Genomic DNA, 14048 nt, shown 5'->3' with positions numbered 1-14048 from the left:
TTACGCGGCCGACCTAGCGTGACACCACGCGAGCACCACAGGCACCTCGCCCCACAGGCGCCTCGCCCCCCACGGAGTTACAGGAGTCACCATGCGCGTGCGTTCCCTCGGCCGTACCGTCACCACCCTCACCGTCACCACCCTCGCCGCCGCGGCCCTCGCCCTCACCACCGTCGCGCCCACGGCCGCCGCCACCCCGGCCGACAGCGCCACCTCGGCCGACCACACCGCGTCCGGCCACGCCGCCTCCGCCGACGACACCGTCGGCGTCCAGGCGTCCCCGGGCGAGTTCCGCGGCGAGGTCATCGCCAGGACCGGGCTGCTGCTGCACGACAAGCCGTACCGCAGCGCGCGGACGGTCGGCTCGGTCGCGTACGGCGAGATCGTGCAGATCTTCTGCCGCGTCCAGACGGACTACGTCGACGGCAACCCCAACTGGTACCTCCTGGCGGACGGCCGCTGGGCGTGGGCGTCGGCTCACTACATCCGCAACATCGGTCCCGTACCGCACACCTGCTGAGCCGTCACGGCTCGAACGGCTCGATCGGCACGGCGGCATGCCCCCACGTACGCGTCCGCGCATACGCGTCCCCACATAAGCGGACATAGGGCATGCCGCCTTGCTACGTTGCCGGGATGACCGCCACGACGGCCGACCCCCCGCCCGCGCCGCCCGTCCCCAGGCGCCGGGGCGTCGAACTCGCGCTCCTCGTCGGCGCCGTCCTCATCGCCGTCCTCGGCTACCTGGCCGTCGGCCTCGGCAAGCACCACGCGCTGCCGCCCGACGCGGCCGTCTACGGGGCCGGACTCGGCGCGCTCGCCCTCCTCGCGCATCTCGTGGTCCGGCTGCGCGCGCCGTACGCGGACCCGCTCCTCCTGCCCATCGCGGTGCTCCTCAACGGCCTGGGGCTCGTGCTGATCTACCGGCTCGACCTGGAGACCCCCGGCGACAGCGCCGCCCCCACCCAGCTCGTCTGGTCGACGCTCGGCGCCGCGCTCTTCATCGCGGTCGTCGCCTTCCTGCCCGACCACCGCGTGCTCCAGCGGTACGCGTATCTCTCGGTCGCCACCGCGCTGGTGCTGCTGATCGTGCCGATCTTCTTCCCCGCCGTGAACGGGGCGAAGATCTGGATCAGGTTCGGCGGATTCTCGTTCCAGCCCGGCGAGTTCGCCAAGGTGCTGCTCGCGGTCTTCTTCGCCGCGTACCTCGCCACCAACCGCAACGCCCTCGCCTACACCGGCCGCCGGCTCTGGCGGCGGCTCCCCTGGCTCCAGCTGCCCACCGGGCGGGTGCTCGGCCCGCTCGTCGCGATCTGGCTGCTCAGCGTCGTCGTCCTCGTCCTCGAACGGGATCTGGGCACCTCGCTGCTCTTCTTCGGGCTCTTCGTGATCATGCTGTACGTGGCGACCGGGCGGACGGGGTGGATCGCGGTCGGGCTGGCCCTCGCGGCGGTGGGCGCGTTCGCCGTCGGCTCGCTCGAACCGCATGTCCACAGCCGCGTCCAGGACTGGCTCGACCCGTACGCCTCCATCAACGCGGGCCGCGGCCCCGGCCAGCTCGCGCAGTCCCTCTTCGCGTTCGCCGCCGGCGGCCTGACCGGCACCGGGTTGGGGCTCGGCCACTCGATCCTCATCGGCTTCGCCGCCAAGTCGGACTTCATCCTGGCGACGGCGGGCGAGGAGCTGGGCCTCGTGGGGCTCACCGCGATCTTCCTGCTGTACGCGCTGCTCGTGGCGCGCGGTCTGCGGACGGGGCTCTCGCTGCGCGACCCGTTCGGCCGACTCCTCGCCGTCGGACTCTCCGCCATCCTCGGCCTCCAGGTGTTCGTGATCGCGGGCGGGGTGATGGGGCTGATCCCGCTGACCGGCATGGCGATGCCGTTCCTGGCGCAGGGCGGCTCGTCGGTCGTCACCAACTGGGCGATCGTGGCGCTGCTGATGCGGCTGAGCGACTCGGCGCGCAGACCACGGCCCGAGCCCTCACGGGGTGCGGGCGCGGGGCTCGATGGCGATGGCGATGACCGCCACGACAACCGTACGGAGGCCGGCTCATGACCCGTTACATCCGGCGCATCGCCGCCTTCTTCCTCCTCCTGCTCGCCGCCCTGCTCGTCAACTCCGCCCGCATCCAGCTCGTCGAAGCGGACTCCCTCGACCGTAACCCCGCCAACCGCCGCGCCACCGTGGCCCGTTACGCGGAGCCGCGCGGCCCCATCCTGGTCGACGGCAAGGCCGTCACCGGCTCCCGGGACACCCGGCAGCCGCTGCGCTACGAGCGCACGTACACCCAGGGCCCGCTGTACGCACCCGTCACCGGCTACGCCTCCCAGACGTACGGCACGACCCTGCTGGAGAACGCCGAGGACGCCCTCCTGTCCGGTACGGACCCGATGCTCGCCCCGTTCCCCTTCTGGCACGAGATCACCCGGAGCCGGCAGCCCGGCGGCCAGGTCGCCACCACCATCAAGGGCGCCATGCAGCGCGCCGCGTACGACGGGCTGGCCGGGCGGCGCGGCGCGGTCGCGGCGATCGAGCCGTTCAGCGGCCGGATCCTGGCGCTGGTCAGCAGCCCGTCGTACGATCCGGGGCTGCTCTCCGGCACGGGTACGGCGGTCACCGACGCCTGGACCCGGCTGACCGGCGACAGCGCGCAGCCGATGCTCGACCGGGCCATCCGGCAGACGTATCCGCCGGGCTCGGCCTTCAAGATCGTGACGGCCGCGGCGGCGCTGGACGCCGGGACGGTCACGGACGTGGCCGCCCCGACGGACATCGAGGAGCCGTACGTCCTGCCGGGGACGGCCACGGTCCTCCCCAACGAGGCGGAGGGGTGCGACCGGGCATCACTGGAGTACGCGATCAGATGGTCCTGCAACTCGGTCATGGCCGGGCTCGGGGTGCGCACCGGGCTCACCGGCATGCTGGACACCGCACGGAAGTTCGGCTTCAACGACAGCGGGCTCAGGATCCCGTCCGGGGTCGCCGCGTCGCACTTCGACACGGAGATGAGCGACGATCAGCTGGCGCTCTCCTCGATCGGCCAGTTCGACACCCGGGCCACCCCGCTCCAGATGGCGATGGTCGCGGCGGCCGTCGCGAACGGTGGCGAGCTGAAATACCCCTATCTGGTGGACCGCACGCTCGCCGCTGACGGCCGCGTCGTCTCCCGTACGGGCCAGCGCACCTACGGCCGGACGATGAACCCGCTGACGGCGAACCGGCTCCGGCGGATGATGATCGACACGGTCGAGGACGGTACGGCCACGAACGCCGCGATCGACGGCGCGACGGTCGGCGGCAAGACGGGCACGGCGCAGCACGGAGTGGGCAACTCCGGTCTGCCGTACGCCTGGTTCATCGCCTGGGCCCAGGCGGGCAACTCGGGCCGGCCCGCCGTGGCGGTCGCGGTCGTCGTGGAGGACGCGGCGGCGGACCGGGCGGACATCAGCGGGGGCGGCGACGCGGCGCCGATCGCGCGGGCGGTGATGGAGAAGGCGTTGGGAAGGTGAGGACGGTATGCGGGACGAGCACATACGGGGTGGGCCGGTACGGGGTGGGCGGGTACGGGGTGGACCTGCACGCGGAGGGCCTGTACCGGGTGGGCCTGTACGGGAGGTGGCCGAGGCGCTGGCGGTGATCGCGGAGCGGGACCGCAAGCTGTGCGCGTTCATCGACGTCTGGGAGGACGAGGCGCGGGAGCGCGCGGCGGCGGTGGACCGGGCGCTGCCCCTCGCGGGGCGGCCGTTCGCGGTGAAGGGGCCGGCCGGCATCCGTTCGTACGCGGCACGGCGGCTGATCGCGGCGGGCGCCGTCCCGGTCGGCGCGACGGCGGTGCCGGGGCCGGGCACGTACTGGCAGACGTGGGGGCTGGGCCGGCACGGCCGTACGGTCAACCCCTACCGCGCGGACCGCACCCCCGGCGGTTCCTCGGCCGGTGCGGCGGTCGCGGTCGCGGCGGGCATGGTGCCGCTGGCGACGGGGAGCGACGGCGCGGGTTCGGTGCGGATCCCGGCGGCCTGGTGCGGGGTGTTCGGGCTGAAGACGACGAACGGGCTGCTGCCGTCCCCGGACCGTACGGGGCTGGCGGCGGCGGGGGTGCTGGCGAGGTCGGCGGCGGAGGCGCGGGGGTGGCTGCGGTGGATTTTCGACGACGCGTCGCCCCTGTCGCTGTCTCCGCCCGTACCTCTTCCCGTACCGGCCGTGTACTCCGCCGACCTGGGCTTCGCCGAGGTCGATCCGCAGGTCGCCGCAGTGGTACGGACGGCCGTGGACCGGCTGACGGCGGCGGGGGTCGTACGACTCGATACGGACCCGGGGCGGCCGTTCGCCCTGCTGGACCCGCACCAGGCATGGACGGCCGTACGGTCGCCCGGTGGCGAGCGACTGGCGGCCGGGATCCGAGGCAACGGGCCGGACGGGACCCGGGCCGCGAACGACCGGACGCTCGACGCGCTCTTCACCCGTACCCCGCTGCTGATCACGCCGGTCACCCCCAACCGCCCGCACGGCCACGAGGGCCCCGGTGAGCAGACCTTCTCCACCGCCCTGACCTGGGCGTTCAACCTGAGCGGCCATCCGGCGGCGAGCATTCCGGCCGGGTTCACGGCGGACGGATGCCCGGTGGGGCTCCAGCTCGTGATGGCGCGCGGGGCCGATGTGGCGCTTCTCGAAACGGCCGTGGTGGCCGAGCGGTACCTGACTGCACCTCCACAGCTTGCATAGGAATACAATCTCGCGCATGAACATACATGCGGTGGTGTCGCCAACCTCTCCCCTCTGGGCCCTCCGCCCCGCCGAAGAGGCGGACATCGAGGCGATCGCCGAGCTGCGCGCGACGGTGATGCGGCCGGATCTGGAGCGGCTGGGCCGCTTCGACGCGCACCGGGTGCGGCAGCGGCTGCGGGACTCGTTCGCGCCGGGACACACCTCGGTGGTGCTGGGGCCGGAGGGCGCCTTCGCGGGCTGCGTCACGCTCCGGCCCCAGGGCGGGGACGGCGTCGGGGACGGGACCGGCGGAGAAGGAGCCTCCGGCTGGTGGCTGGAGCACTTCTACCTCTCCCCCGCCGTCCAGGGCCGGGGCCTCGGCACGGCCGTCCTGCGGTCGCTGCTGGCGGCGACGGACGCGGCGGGCGCGCCCGTACGGCTGGACGTCGTGCAGGGGAGCCGGGCGCGACGGCTGTACGAGCGCCATGGGTTCACGGTGGAGCGCGAGGATCCGATCGACGTGTACATGGTCCGATCGCCGGGTGCGGGAGGGGGCGCGGGTACGGGTACGGCTACGGCTACGGCTACGGCTACGGCTACGGCTACGCGTACGGGCGCAGCCGCGCCGTCGGTGCCATCGGTGCCGTAACCCCGCCCACCCTCTCGCCCCCTACCCCAGCGGCTCCCGGCGGGCGCGCCATACCGCCGGGACGGCGCCCGTACCCGTACGGGCCGCGACGATGCCTCCCGTAATGGCGCACGTGGTGTCGGTGTCGCCGGAGCCCTCCGCCGTGGACCAGAGCGCGGCCGTCAGGTCGTCGCGGTGGCGGGCCGCCGTCCAGACCGCGAAGGGGACGGTGTCGTCGGCGCGGATCGCGCGACCGCTGCCGAGGAGTGCGGCGGCGGCCACGGGCTCGGTGGTGAAGGGGAGTTCGGCGGCGCGGGCGAGGCCGTCGCGCACCGGGCCGGGCGGGGTGGCCTCCGCGACCGCCGCGACGGTCAGCTCGGACCGTACGGACAGGGCCGCCGCCACGGCGACCGCCACCGCGCCCGCGATGCCCTGCGGGTGGGCGTGCGTCACCTCGGCCGAGAGCGCGGCCTGTTCGGCGACGAGACCGAGGTCGTCCGCGAACCGAGCACCCAGGGGCGCCACCCGCATGGCCGCGCCGTTGCCGAGGCTGCCGCCGCCGTCGAACAGCCCGCCCGCGAGGGCGCGCCAGCGCGCCGGTTCCGCGAGGAGCGCGGGCAGCAGCATGTGCATGCCGTATCCGTAGCCCCGGCCCGGGTCTGCGTCGTACGCGAGGGCGAACGCGAGCGCCAGCCGCTCCTGGTCGACCACGCCGCACTCGTCGAGCACGCGGTGGACGGCGAGCGCCATCGCGGTGTCGTCCGTCCAGGGCCACTCGGGCTCCGCCGGAGTCTCCCTGGCCCGGATCTCGGCGTACGCGCGCTGCGGCTCGCGGAACAGCGGGAACCAGCGCTCACCGAAGGCGTCGCCCAGGGCGAGCCCTTCGAGACTGCGCCGGGCGGCGGCGGCGCGGTCGGGGCTTTCGGGGCTGCGGTCGGGGCTGCGGTCGCTGTCGTGGTTGCGGTCGGGGCTGCGGTAGGTGCCGTAGCTGCGGTCCGGGTCTCTGCGGGAATCCGGCTGTCGGGCGTTGGGGTTTCCGGCGGTCATACCGGCCATCGTGCCGCGTACCGACGCTCCCGCGCCGCCCTATTCCGTCGTATATCCATTATGGACGCCCGGAAGGGCTGATTCCCTCCATCTGGCGGACGATTTCCTTGTGTTCAGGGGCAGTTACCGTTCGGAGCATGTCTTCCCACCCCTCCTCTCCCGCGCTTCTCCATGTCCACGACCACGGCGGCGACGGCCCGCCCCTCGTCCTGCTGCACGGCGCCGGCCGCTCGCACGCCGACTGGGCCGCCACGGCACCGCTGCTCGCCCGCCGGCACCGGGTGCTCGCCGTCGATCTGCCGGGGCACGGCCGCTCCGAACACACCACGAACGCCTGGACGTTCGACGGCGCCGTCGCCTCGATCGAACGGGTACTCACCGCGTACGGCATCCCGGAGGCCATCCCCGTGGGCCACTCGCTGGGCGGCATGGTCACGCTGCGGTACGCGGCCCAGCACGCCGGCACCACCCCCGCCGCCGTCAACCTCGACGGCTTCTGGTGGGGAAGCGGGCGGTCCGGCCAGTACCCGGGGCTCGATCCCGCGACGGCCAAGGAGAGCGTCGCCCGGATCGGCGAGCTGATGCGGGCCGCCGCCGGACAGCTCGCGAACGCCGACCACGTACACCAACAGGCCACGTACGCCGGCCTGTTCGGCATCCCGTACGACCGCGCCGAGGCCGCAGCGCGCGGCGCGGTCCGGGAGCTTCCCGACGACCGCTTCCAGACCCTGCCCGTGCGCGAACGGGCGCTGGAGATGTACGCGGCGCTGGACGGCCTCGACATGATGGCGCTGGTACGGAGCGTGCCGTGCCCCGTCCTGTGCGTACGGGCCCGCCGGCCGCAGCCGAAGCCGCCAACTCCGGGCATGGGCATGGGCATGGAGTGGTTCGAGGAGCTGACCGCCGCGCACGCGAGGGCCCTGGACCGGGACCTGCCGGAGGCGGCGGACGCCATCGCGGACGCCGGGCGGGGGCCTCTGGTCGTCGAGGACGTCGACGCGACTCACGCCATGCTCCTGGAGGAGCCCGAGGAGATCGCCGCGCGGGTGCTCGCCTTCACGTCACGCACTCGTCACTCATGACTCATGCCTCATGACTCATGGGGGATTGACGCAGTTACTGACGCGGAGTCTTATAAGGGGTGACCACCGGTAACCCCTTATGAGAGGTGCACTCCGAGATGACGACATCGACGCCGAAATCCACACCGATATCGGCACCCCAGATCCTGCACGACGCGCTCGGCCCCCTCCGGGACCGCGAGCAGGTCGCGGCGCGGCTGCTCGAATCCTCCGCCAAGCACTCGTTCGACCCCGATCGGGAGCTGGACTGGGAGGCGCCCCTCGTAACGGGAAAGTGGTTCTGGCCACCGGAGTTGGTGTCGCTCTACGACACACCCCTGTGGCGCACGATGTCCGAGGAACAGCGCATGGACCTGGCCCGCCGCGAGTCCGCGTCGCTGGCCTCGCTCGGCATCTGGTTCGAGATCATCCTCATGCAGCTGCTGGTGCGGCACATCTACGACAAGTCGGTGACCAGCAACCACGTCCGCTACGCGCTCACGGAGATCGCGGACGAGTGCCGGCACTCGATGATGTTCGCGCGGCTGATCCAGAAGGGCGGCACCGACGCGTACCCCGTACCCCGCCGCTACCACAACCTCGCGCGCGTCCTGAAGACCGTCTCCACCACCCCGGGCTCCTTCGCCGCGACGCTCCTGGGCGAGGAGATACTCGACTGGATGCAGCGCCTGACCTTCCCCGACGAGCGCGTCCAGCCGCTGGTGCGCGGTGTGACCCGGATCCATGTCATCGAGGAGGCCCGCCATGTCCGTTACGCACGAGAGGAGTTGCGCCGCCAGATGGTGACGGCGCCGCGCTGGGAACGGGAGTTCACCCGCCTCAACTGCGGCCAGGCCGCCAAGGTCTTCTCCGTCTGCTTCATCAACCCGCAGGTGTACGAGGACATCGGCCTGGACCGCCGGGAGGCCGTGGCGCAGGTACGGGCCAGCGGCCACCGGCGAGAGGTGATGCAGTCGGGCGCGAAGCGGCTGACGGACTTCCTGGACGACATCGGCGTCCTGCGCGGCCCGGGGCGCCGGATGTGGCAGGCGTCGGGACTGCTGGCCTGAGCGGCGCCGACTAGGCGGCGAGCGGCGGGGCCTGGGCGTGGTCCTGAACGCGGCCCTGAGCGTGGGCATGATGGCGGTAGTCGGCAGGCGGAATCCCGTAGGCGGCGCGGAAGGCGCGGCTGAAGACGGACGGGTGGGTGAAGCCCCAGCCGGCCGCGATCTCATAGACCGGCACCGTACACAGTGCAGGGTCGGCCAGGTCGTGACGCGCGCGTTCGAGCCGCTGGTGCCGGATCGCGGCGGCAACGGTGACGCCTTCGGCCTGGAAGAGCCGGTGCAGATAGCTGACGGAGATGTGGTGCGCGGCGGCGATGACGGGCGGGGTCAGCGCCGGATCGCGCAGATTCCGCCGGATGAACGCCCGTATGCCTTCGGTCAGGGCCCGTTGGCGGGTCTCCGGCGGCAAGTCCGCCTCGGTGCCGAGCATTTCGGCGAACCAGGCCGCCAACAGGTCGGCCAGGATGTCGCCCAGACGCGGCGCGACGGATGGCTGAAGGGCGTCGGCCTCGCGGTTCAGCCCGGTGAGAAATCCCGTCAGCAGGGCACCTGCCCCCTCCCGCCCTGGCAGGTGTTTTCCCAGCAGGGGCCGGACCCGGTCCGGTGACGCGGACAGCAGCGTCTTGGGGAACTCCACGCCCACCCCGGTGATCACCATACGATCCTGATCGTCCGACGGACCCACTTCGCACGGCTTCGAGGTATCGGAGATCCACAGATCGCGCGGGCCATAGGTGTCGGTCCTCCCGACGTGGTCGAGCCCCATCTCGCCGCCGAGTATCAGTGACAAGTGGTACTCATCGGGGTCGGACTGCCGAACCAGCTTAGGGGTCCGCCGGAACCGCGCCGACACGAACGACGCGGGCCACACTTTCACCGGCCCCAGCTCGATCAGCCGCTGTTCCGCCCAGAAATCAGCCGCGTAGTCACTGCTCAGATCGCAGGGCGCAACCGTCCGGTTGGTCAGCTCCCGCCAGTAGTCGAAACGGTCCTCCACCGGTACATCCTCACTCCGGAACACCGTCCCAATCATTCGCGCCCCACCCTTTCCGCGACCCGGCCCGGCAGTTCAGACGGCAGCCTAACCGGCAGGCACCTGCCGACAGCGGGGTCCGGTTCGGTCAGGGGGGACGGACTTCCCCGTCCCCCCTTGCGCTTGCTCACGCAGCCGGGGCCGCCGGGGCCTTCACCTCCGGCGTGAGCCACACCACCCGGGACGACTCCCCGTCCGCCCGCCCGAAGTACCGCCCCACATTCTCCGCCGCCGCAAGCCGCAACGGTCCCCCGCCGCCCACCCGCGTCACATCAGCAACACCGTCCTCGTGCGCCAGCCCCCAGGCAACGATGGCGGCGTCCTTGTCGAACTCCCCTTCGCCGTCGCGGTACTCCACGACGACGGCGAAGAGGCGGGGCGCGGTGTCGTGCACGAGTTCGAACAACTCCCGCTCGAAATCGAACGAGTTCAGGGCAGAGTCCTGCGGCGATACGGTCATCACGATCCCCTTCGACTGGGGCCACTGGGTTGTGGCTTGGTTCACACCGTAGCGACGCCACTATGATTCATCTACCTAGTCAAGAAGAGAACATCCAAATGGGTGAGGGAGAACAATGCGCCCCAAGCACCTTCCTGCGACCGTGCGACAGCGTCGACTCGGCACCGAACTGCGCAGGCTCCGCCAGCAGGCCGAACTGACCACGGCCCAGGCGGGCGCACTCGACGGCTCCTCACAGCCGCGCATCAGCAGCATTGAATCGGGCCGTTACGCGGTAGGCGCGGACCGGGTCCGGTCCTTGGCCCGGAGCTACAGCTGCACGGACGAGGAGTACATCGAGGCACTCACGGAGATGACCGGAGGCCGGACGAGGGGGTGGTGGGACGAGTACCGCACGTTGCTTCCGCCCGATGCCATCGACCTGGCCGAGCTTGAACATCACACCGAGTCGATGCGCACCTCATCACTGGGCCACCTGCCGGGGTTGCTCCAGACCAGGGCCCATGCGTACGCCGTCATGAGTGCAGCCGTGCCGGCGTTCGCGCCGCACGAGATCGAACACCGAGTCTCGTTCCGGATCAAACGGCAGGTGGCGGTGTACGGAGAGGCCCCGAAGCCACTGACCACAATCCTTCACGAAGCCGCTCTCCACATGGGATTCGGCGGCCCGGAGGTTGCCCGCGCCCAACTCAAGCACCTGCTCGAAGTGAGCGAGTTGGAGCACATCACGATCCTGGTCATCCCCTTCGGCGGGGGCGCCTTCCCCAGCGCCGGAACAGGCATCTACTACATGACAGGAGCGGTCCCGGCCCTGGACACGGTTCAGCTGGACACCGACCACGGGGCCGCGTTCTTGGATGCGCAGCCCCAGCTGGTGAAGTACCGAACCGTTCTGGACCGCATTGAGGGTTGTACGCTCGATCCAACAGAATCCAGAAACCTGATCAGACGCGTCGCAGCAGACTTGTAAGAAAGGGAAGGCACGTGTCCGCCCTCCACTGGCAGAAGTCCTCGTACAGCGCCGAGGCCAACGGCTGCGTCCACGTCGCCGCTGCCGAAGACGGCAGCATCAAGCTCGTCGAGAGCGACGACCCCCACGTCATCGTCACCACCACCCCCGCCAAGCTCCACGCCTTCATCCTCGGCGTCAAAGCCGGAGAGTTCGACCACTTCGTCGCGTAGGTAGACCGGGGTGTACGGGGGCGAGGTGCTTGGCGCTGGGCCGCCCCTCCTCCTGTCAGTGTCGCGCCTCCAGGGGAGGAGTAAAGGGCGCTCCTTCGTCGCGTCGGCTACGCCGACTCCGCTGCGCTCCGCCCTTGACACCTCCCCTTCCGGCGCGTGTACGGAAGAGGGGGGGGCGGCCGGGGGGAGGGGGCCCAAGGGGTGGTGCCGTGCTGCCACTCGGCTCAGGGTCCGGCGGCCCGGTGGGCCCTGCGGGGCTGCGCGGCAGAGGAATGGGGCGGCCCCACACCGGCTCAGCGGCCAACCGTCCGCTGTTTGCTGAGACTCAAGCCCCGCTGGTCACCGTTGCGTTGTGGTGCCCGGAAGGCGGGTGGGTTCTGCTATCCGGCCGGGTCTGCGGGCCACCCTCCCGCCGACCTGTCCCATATGGGATGGTTTGGAGGGCGGTTGGGGGGCCCTTCGGGCGGCACATGTGTCCTCAGGTGCGTTAGGAGCACTCCAGGACGCATGGACCGCCTTCAGGGGGCCACTTGCCGCCATACGCGTGGGATGGCTGCTGTGGCTGCGGCCGTAGATGGCCGCAGCCACGACGATCAGTAGATCGTGACCGAATTCACGGCATAGATGTCGACGGATGCCGAGTGCCACTTCGAGAAGTTGTAGTTCCACCTGCTGTTACTGACCACTTCGGCAAATCCCGCATTGTTCCCGGAAGAGATGTTCTTCAGGTACAGGATTCCCGGGGTGCTTATCTTCCCGGCGTTCGCAAAGCAGGTGTTCGTCTTGCCTTCGAGGCCGTAGACGAGCCTGAGGAGATCGGTGCGGTTTCCGCACCCCAGCCTGTCGATCGCGGACGCCTGCGCGGCAGGCAGGCCCACGGCCAGCGTGGCAGCCATCGCTGCGGTCATGACCACTTTCGTGAACTTGCGGGACATCGCAGATTCCTTTCGTGTTGCGTTATCGGAGCAGCCAGGGGTACGGAGCGACCCATCCGGCCAGGGGGTTGTGTTCCAGAGTTCGCAGTAGAGCGCTCGCGTGCGGCGCTACCGGATCTCGGCTTGGAGGTGTGCGGCCCGGTCGGTGTGTTCACGGACCTGCTTCTGATAGGAATTCAGGGCGGTGGCGTTCCCGGAGATCAGTTGTTTCTGATATCCGGCAAGGACCGCGAAATAGACTCCGGCCAGGCCGGACGACGCTGTGCAGGATTCGGCGGCGGTGGCGGCCGAAATCTCTTTCTTGGTCGGCTTCGGGGTGTCCCAGGGGCCGGCGGCCAGCTCTTCGGGGTCATCGGCCGGGTGGCCGGCCTTGGTCATGCAGGTGGACCATTGTTCACGCGCGGTGGCGACGCGTGAATCGGCTGCCACTCGCTGGAACGACTGGCCGAACAGCAGGTCCGTGAGCTTCCCGCCGTCGGTGTCCGCCAGGCTGGGAAGGTCTTTGCCCACCTTCTCCGTACAGCTCCTGGAGTCCTTCTCCTCTTCGGCAGTAAGGGCCTTGGCATCGTCCGATGAGGGCATCTTCGCCTCTTCCGGGTGGAACCCCAGACGCTTCGCCGTCCTGGCGCCGATATAGCCCCAGGCACCGATCGGGCGGGCGGCTTCCTTGTCCTCCACGGCGACCATCACCATGTCCTGACCCGAGTAGCCCTTGTGGCCGAGGCCCTTCATGCAGTGGGTGACCAGCGCCTTGCGTACCTGGAACAGTTGCTCGTCGTCCTGCTCGGAGAGGCCGTACGCGGACAACGGCAGCCCGATCAGCGCGCCGTATCCGGTGGCGGGCGGCGCCGGGGACTTCTCGACGGCGGGCGGGGTCACCGTCAGATCCGCCGAGTCGACCGTCCCGTCCGTGGAACATCCGACAGTCAGCATCACGGCGGCGACCGTCACGGCCAGCCCCACGAACCGGCTCGGAGATCGCCCCGCGACGGCCTCGATCCGGGCGGCCCCCATGCCCGACCTGCCTCGCCACGCAACCACGAACGCTCCTTCACCGGGGGGGGGGAAACATGGCAGGGCCCCCACGGCATCGCGCCGCGCTCCTGCTCCGCCGGGGCGGTTTCGGCACCCGGCGGCGGTCATGCTGCCACGGGTTTTCGCTCATCGGACAACCGGCTGAGGACCTTGACACGAAATCATCGTTGGTGGCTTGAAACTGACGGTACGACTCCGGGGCCACCCCTGCCCGAAGTTCCCTGGGCCGAGGGATTCCTGGGCAGGCAGGCACCTGTCCCTACGGTCACCCGCGAGCCCCACGAGGGCAGGGAGCGACGGGCAACCGTTGAGCCGCTGACACTCGACTCCCCTTACTTTGCTGGTAGTTCCACTACTCCCCCACGCGCTGGATGTATCGCGCGCGCGGCAATCTCCGGGACCAGGACGAGCCGGCCGAACCGTCCCAGCACGACGACATGAGCGTCGCCGCCCACCGCCAGCCCCAGCCAGCCACCGAGCACAAGCGGTGCCCAGGTGGCTGGATGCCACTCCTCCACGACTGCCTGCGGGTCAGTACCAAGAGGCAAACAGGGGTGGGCCAGCGGCGGGGGTTGTTGGGCCCCGCTGGTCACCGAGTGTGGACGGTGGGGTTGCTGGGACGCGGGTGGCGGTGAGTGGGCCCCCGAAGGCCACCCATGCATCCCGGAGGGCCGCTAATGCACCCGAGGACACATGTGCCGCCCAAGAAGACCCCCAACAGCCTTCCAAACAGGCGCATACGGGGCATATCAACGAAGGGCGGCCCGCAGACCCGGCCGGACAGCAGAACCCATCCACCTTCCGGGCGCCACAACGCAACGGTGACCAGCGGGGCTTGAGTCTCAGCAAACAACGGACCGTCAGCCGCCGAGACGGGGCCGAGTCACCCCAATCCT

General features: G+C 70.6%; 14 protein-coding genes. 9 read left to right on the top strand and 5 right to left on the bottom strand.

What is annotated here, in order from left to right:
• The first annotated feature begins 91 nt into the window (after positions 1-91).
• The 5 genes from DVK44_RS24285 to DVK44_RS24265 all read left to right on the top strand — a co-directional run bounded on the left by DVK44_RS24285 (position 92) and on the right by DVK44_RS24265 (position 5353).
• Positions 92-520: an SH3 domain-containing protein gene (locus tag DVK44_RS24285; protein ID WP_114661757.1), complete on the top strand. Its 429-nt coding sequence runs from the start codon at positions 92-94 to the stop codon at positions 518-520.
• A gap of 116 nt (positions 521-636) precedes the next feature.
• Positions 637-2055 carry an FtsW/RodA/SpoVE family cell cycle protein gene (locus DVK44_RS24280; protein WP_114661755.1) on the top strand — a complete coding sequence of 473 codons (1419 nt, stop codon included), beginning with the start codon at positions 637-639 and terminating at the stop codon, positions 2053-2055.
• Positions 2052-3509: a penicillin-binding transpeptidase domain-containing protein gene (locus tag DVK44_RS24275; RefSeq protein WP_114661753.1), complete on the top strand. Its 1458-nt coding sequence runs from the start codon at positions 2052-2054 to the stop codon at positions 3507-3509. Before DVK44_RS24280 ends, DVK44_RS24275 begins: the two co-directional genes overlap by 4 nt.
• A 106-nt stretch (positions 3510-3615) precedes the next feature.
• Positions 3616-4722 carry an amidase family protein gene (locus tag DVK44_RS24270; RefSeq protein WP_228447356.1) on the top strand — a complete coding sequence of 369 codons (1107 nt, stop codon included), beginning with the start codon at positions 3616-3618 and terminating at the stop codon, positions 4720-4722.
• Positions 4723-4738: 16 nt separating this feature from the next.
• Positions 4739-5353 carry a GNAT family N-acetyltransferase gene (locus DVK44_RS24265; RefSeq protein ID WP_114661749.1) on the top strand — a complete coding sequence of 205 codons (615 nt, stop codon included), beginning with the start codon at positions 4739-4741 and terminating at the stop codon, positions 5351-5353.
• Between the two features lie 21 nt (positions 5354-5374).
• Here DVK44_RS24265 and DVK44_RS24260 read toward each other — a convergent pair whose 3' ends face one another.
• Positions 5375-6379 (bottom strand): ADP-ribosylglycohydrolase family protein, encoded by a 1005-nt coding sequence (locus DVK44_RS24260; RefSeq protein WP_181957512.1) that lies wholly within the window; start codon positions 6377-6379, stop codon positions 5375-5377.
• 137 nt (positions 6380-6516) lie between these two features.
• On the opposite strand from DVK44_RS24260, the gene DVK44_RS24255 reads away from it, so the two are divergent.
• Positions 6517-7461 (top strand): alpha/beta fold hydrolase, encoded by a 945-nt coding sequence (locus DVK44_RS24255; protein WP_114661745.1) that lies wholly within the window; start codon positions 6517-6519, stop codon positions 7459-7461.
• A 98-nt stretch (positions 7462-7559) separates the two neighbouring features.
• Positions 7560-8510 carry an AurF N-oxygenase family protein gene (locus DVK44_RS24250; protein ID WP_114661743.1) on the top strand — a complete coding sequence of 317 codons (951 nt, stop codon included), beginning with the start codon at positions 7560-7562 and terminating at the stop codon, positions 8508-8510.
• A gap of 10 nt (positions 8511-8520) precedes the next feature.
• Here DVK44_RS24250 and DVK44_RS24245 read toward each other — a convergent pair whose 3' ends face one another.
• Together DVK44_RS24245 and DVK44_RS24240 are read right to left on the bottom strand one after the other, a co-directional pair.
• A complete protein-coding gene (locus tag DVK44_RS24245; RefSeq protein WP_114661741.1) occupies positions 8521-9540 on the bottom strand; it encodes a helix-turn-helix domain-containing protein in 1020 nt (339 codons plus the stop codon).
• Positions 9541-9667: 127 nt separating this feature from the next.
• On the bottom strand, positions 9668-10000 hold the full coding sequence (locus tag DVK44_RS24240; protein ID WP_228447355.1) for a hypothetical protein: 333 nt from the start codon (positions 9998-10000) through the stop codon (positions 9668-9670).
• Between the two features lie 115 nt (positions 10001-10115).
• On the opposite strand from DVK44_RS24240, the gene DVK44_RS24235 reads away from it, so the two are divergent.
• On the top strand, positions 10116-10970 hold the full coding sequence (locus tag DVK44_RS24235) for a helix-turn-helix domain-containing protein (RefSeq protein ID WP_114661739.1): 855 nt from the start codon (positions 10116-10118) through the stop codon (positions 10968-10970).
• A 14-nt stretch (positions 10971-10984) separates the two neighbouring features.
• Positions 10985-11182, top strand: coding sequence for a DUF397 domain-containing protein (locus DVK44_RS24230; RefSeq protein ID WP_114661737.1), 198 nt, complete (start codon positions 10985-10987; stop codon positions 11180-11182).
• Positions 11183-11775: 593 nt separating this feature from the next.
• On the opposite strand, the gene DVK44_RS24225 is transcribed toward DVK44_RS24230, so the two are convergent.
• A complete protein-coding gene (locus DVK44_RS24225; protein WP_114661735.1) occupies positions 11776-12117 on the bottom strand; it encodes a hypothetical protein in 342 nt (113 codons plus the stop codon).
• Positions 12118-12225: 108 nt separating this feature from the next.
• Positions 12226-13158: a hypothetical protein gene (locus DVK44_RS24220; RefSeq protein WP_228447354.1), complete on the bottom strand. Its 933-nt coding sequence runs from the start codon at positions 13156-13158 to the stop codon at positions 12226-12228.
• Between the last annotated feature and the right edge of the window lie 890 nt (positions 13159-14048).

This window comes from Streptomyces paludis (genome assembly GCF_003344965.1).
Taxonomy (GTDB): Bacteria; Actinomycetota; Actinomycetes; order Streptomycetales; family Streptomycetaceae; genus Streptomyces; species Streptomyces paludis.
Note: the sequence above shows the minus strand (reverse complement) of the source record. Positions and strands in the feature narration are given on the sequence as shown.

What these genes read in the sequence shown, in the direction of transcription:
- DVK44_RS24285 (WP_114661757.1), top strand. Translation starts at nt 92, where the DNA reads ATGCGCGTGCGTTCCCTCGGCCGTACCGTCACCACCCTCACCGTCACC.
- DVK44_RS24280 (WP_114661755.1), top strand. Translation starts at nt 637, where the DNA reads ATGACCGCCACGACGGCCGACCCCCCGCCCGCGCCGCCCGTCCCCAGG.
- DVK44_RS24275 (WP_114661753.1), top strand. Translation starts at nt 2,052, where the DNA reads ATGACCCGTTACATCCGGCGCATCGCCGCCTTCTTCCTCCTCCTGCTC.
- DVK44_RS24265 (WP_114661749.1), top strand. Translation starts at nt 4,739, where the DNA reads ATGAACATACATGCGGTGGTGTCGCCAACCTCTCCCCTCTGGGCCCTC.
- DVK44_RS24260 (WP_181957512.1), bottom strand. Translation starts at nt 6,379, where the DNA reads ATGACCGCCGGAAACCCCAACGCCCGACAGCCGGATTCCCGCAGAGAC.
- DVK44_RS24255 (WP_114661745.1), top strand. Translation starts at nt 6,517, where the DNA reads ATGTCTTCCCACCCCTCCTCTCCCGCGCTTCTCCATGTCCACGACCAC.
- DVK44_RS24250 (WP_114661743.1), top strand. Translation starts at nt 7,560, where the DNA reads ATGACGACATCGACGCCGAAATCCACACCGATATCGGCACCCCAGATC.
- DVK44_RS24245 (WP_114661741.1), bottom strand. Translation starts at nt 9,540, where the DNA reads ATGATTGGGACGGTGTTCCGGAGTGAGGATGTACCGGTGGAGGACCGT.
- DVK44_RS24240 (WP_228447355.1), bottom strand. Translation starts at nt 10,000, where the DNA reads ATGACCGTATCGCCGCAGGACTCTGCCCTGAACTCGTTCGATTTCGAG.
- DVK44_RS24235 (WP_114661739.1), top strand. Translation starts at nt 10,116, where the DNA reads ATGCGCCCCAAGCACCTTCCTGCGACCGTGCGACAGCGTCGACTCGGC.
- DVK44_RS24225 (WP_114661735.1), bottom strand. Translation starts at nt 12,117, where the DNA reads ATGTCCCGCAAGTTCACGAAAGTGGTCATGACCGCAGCGATGGCTGCC.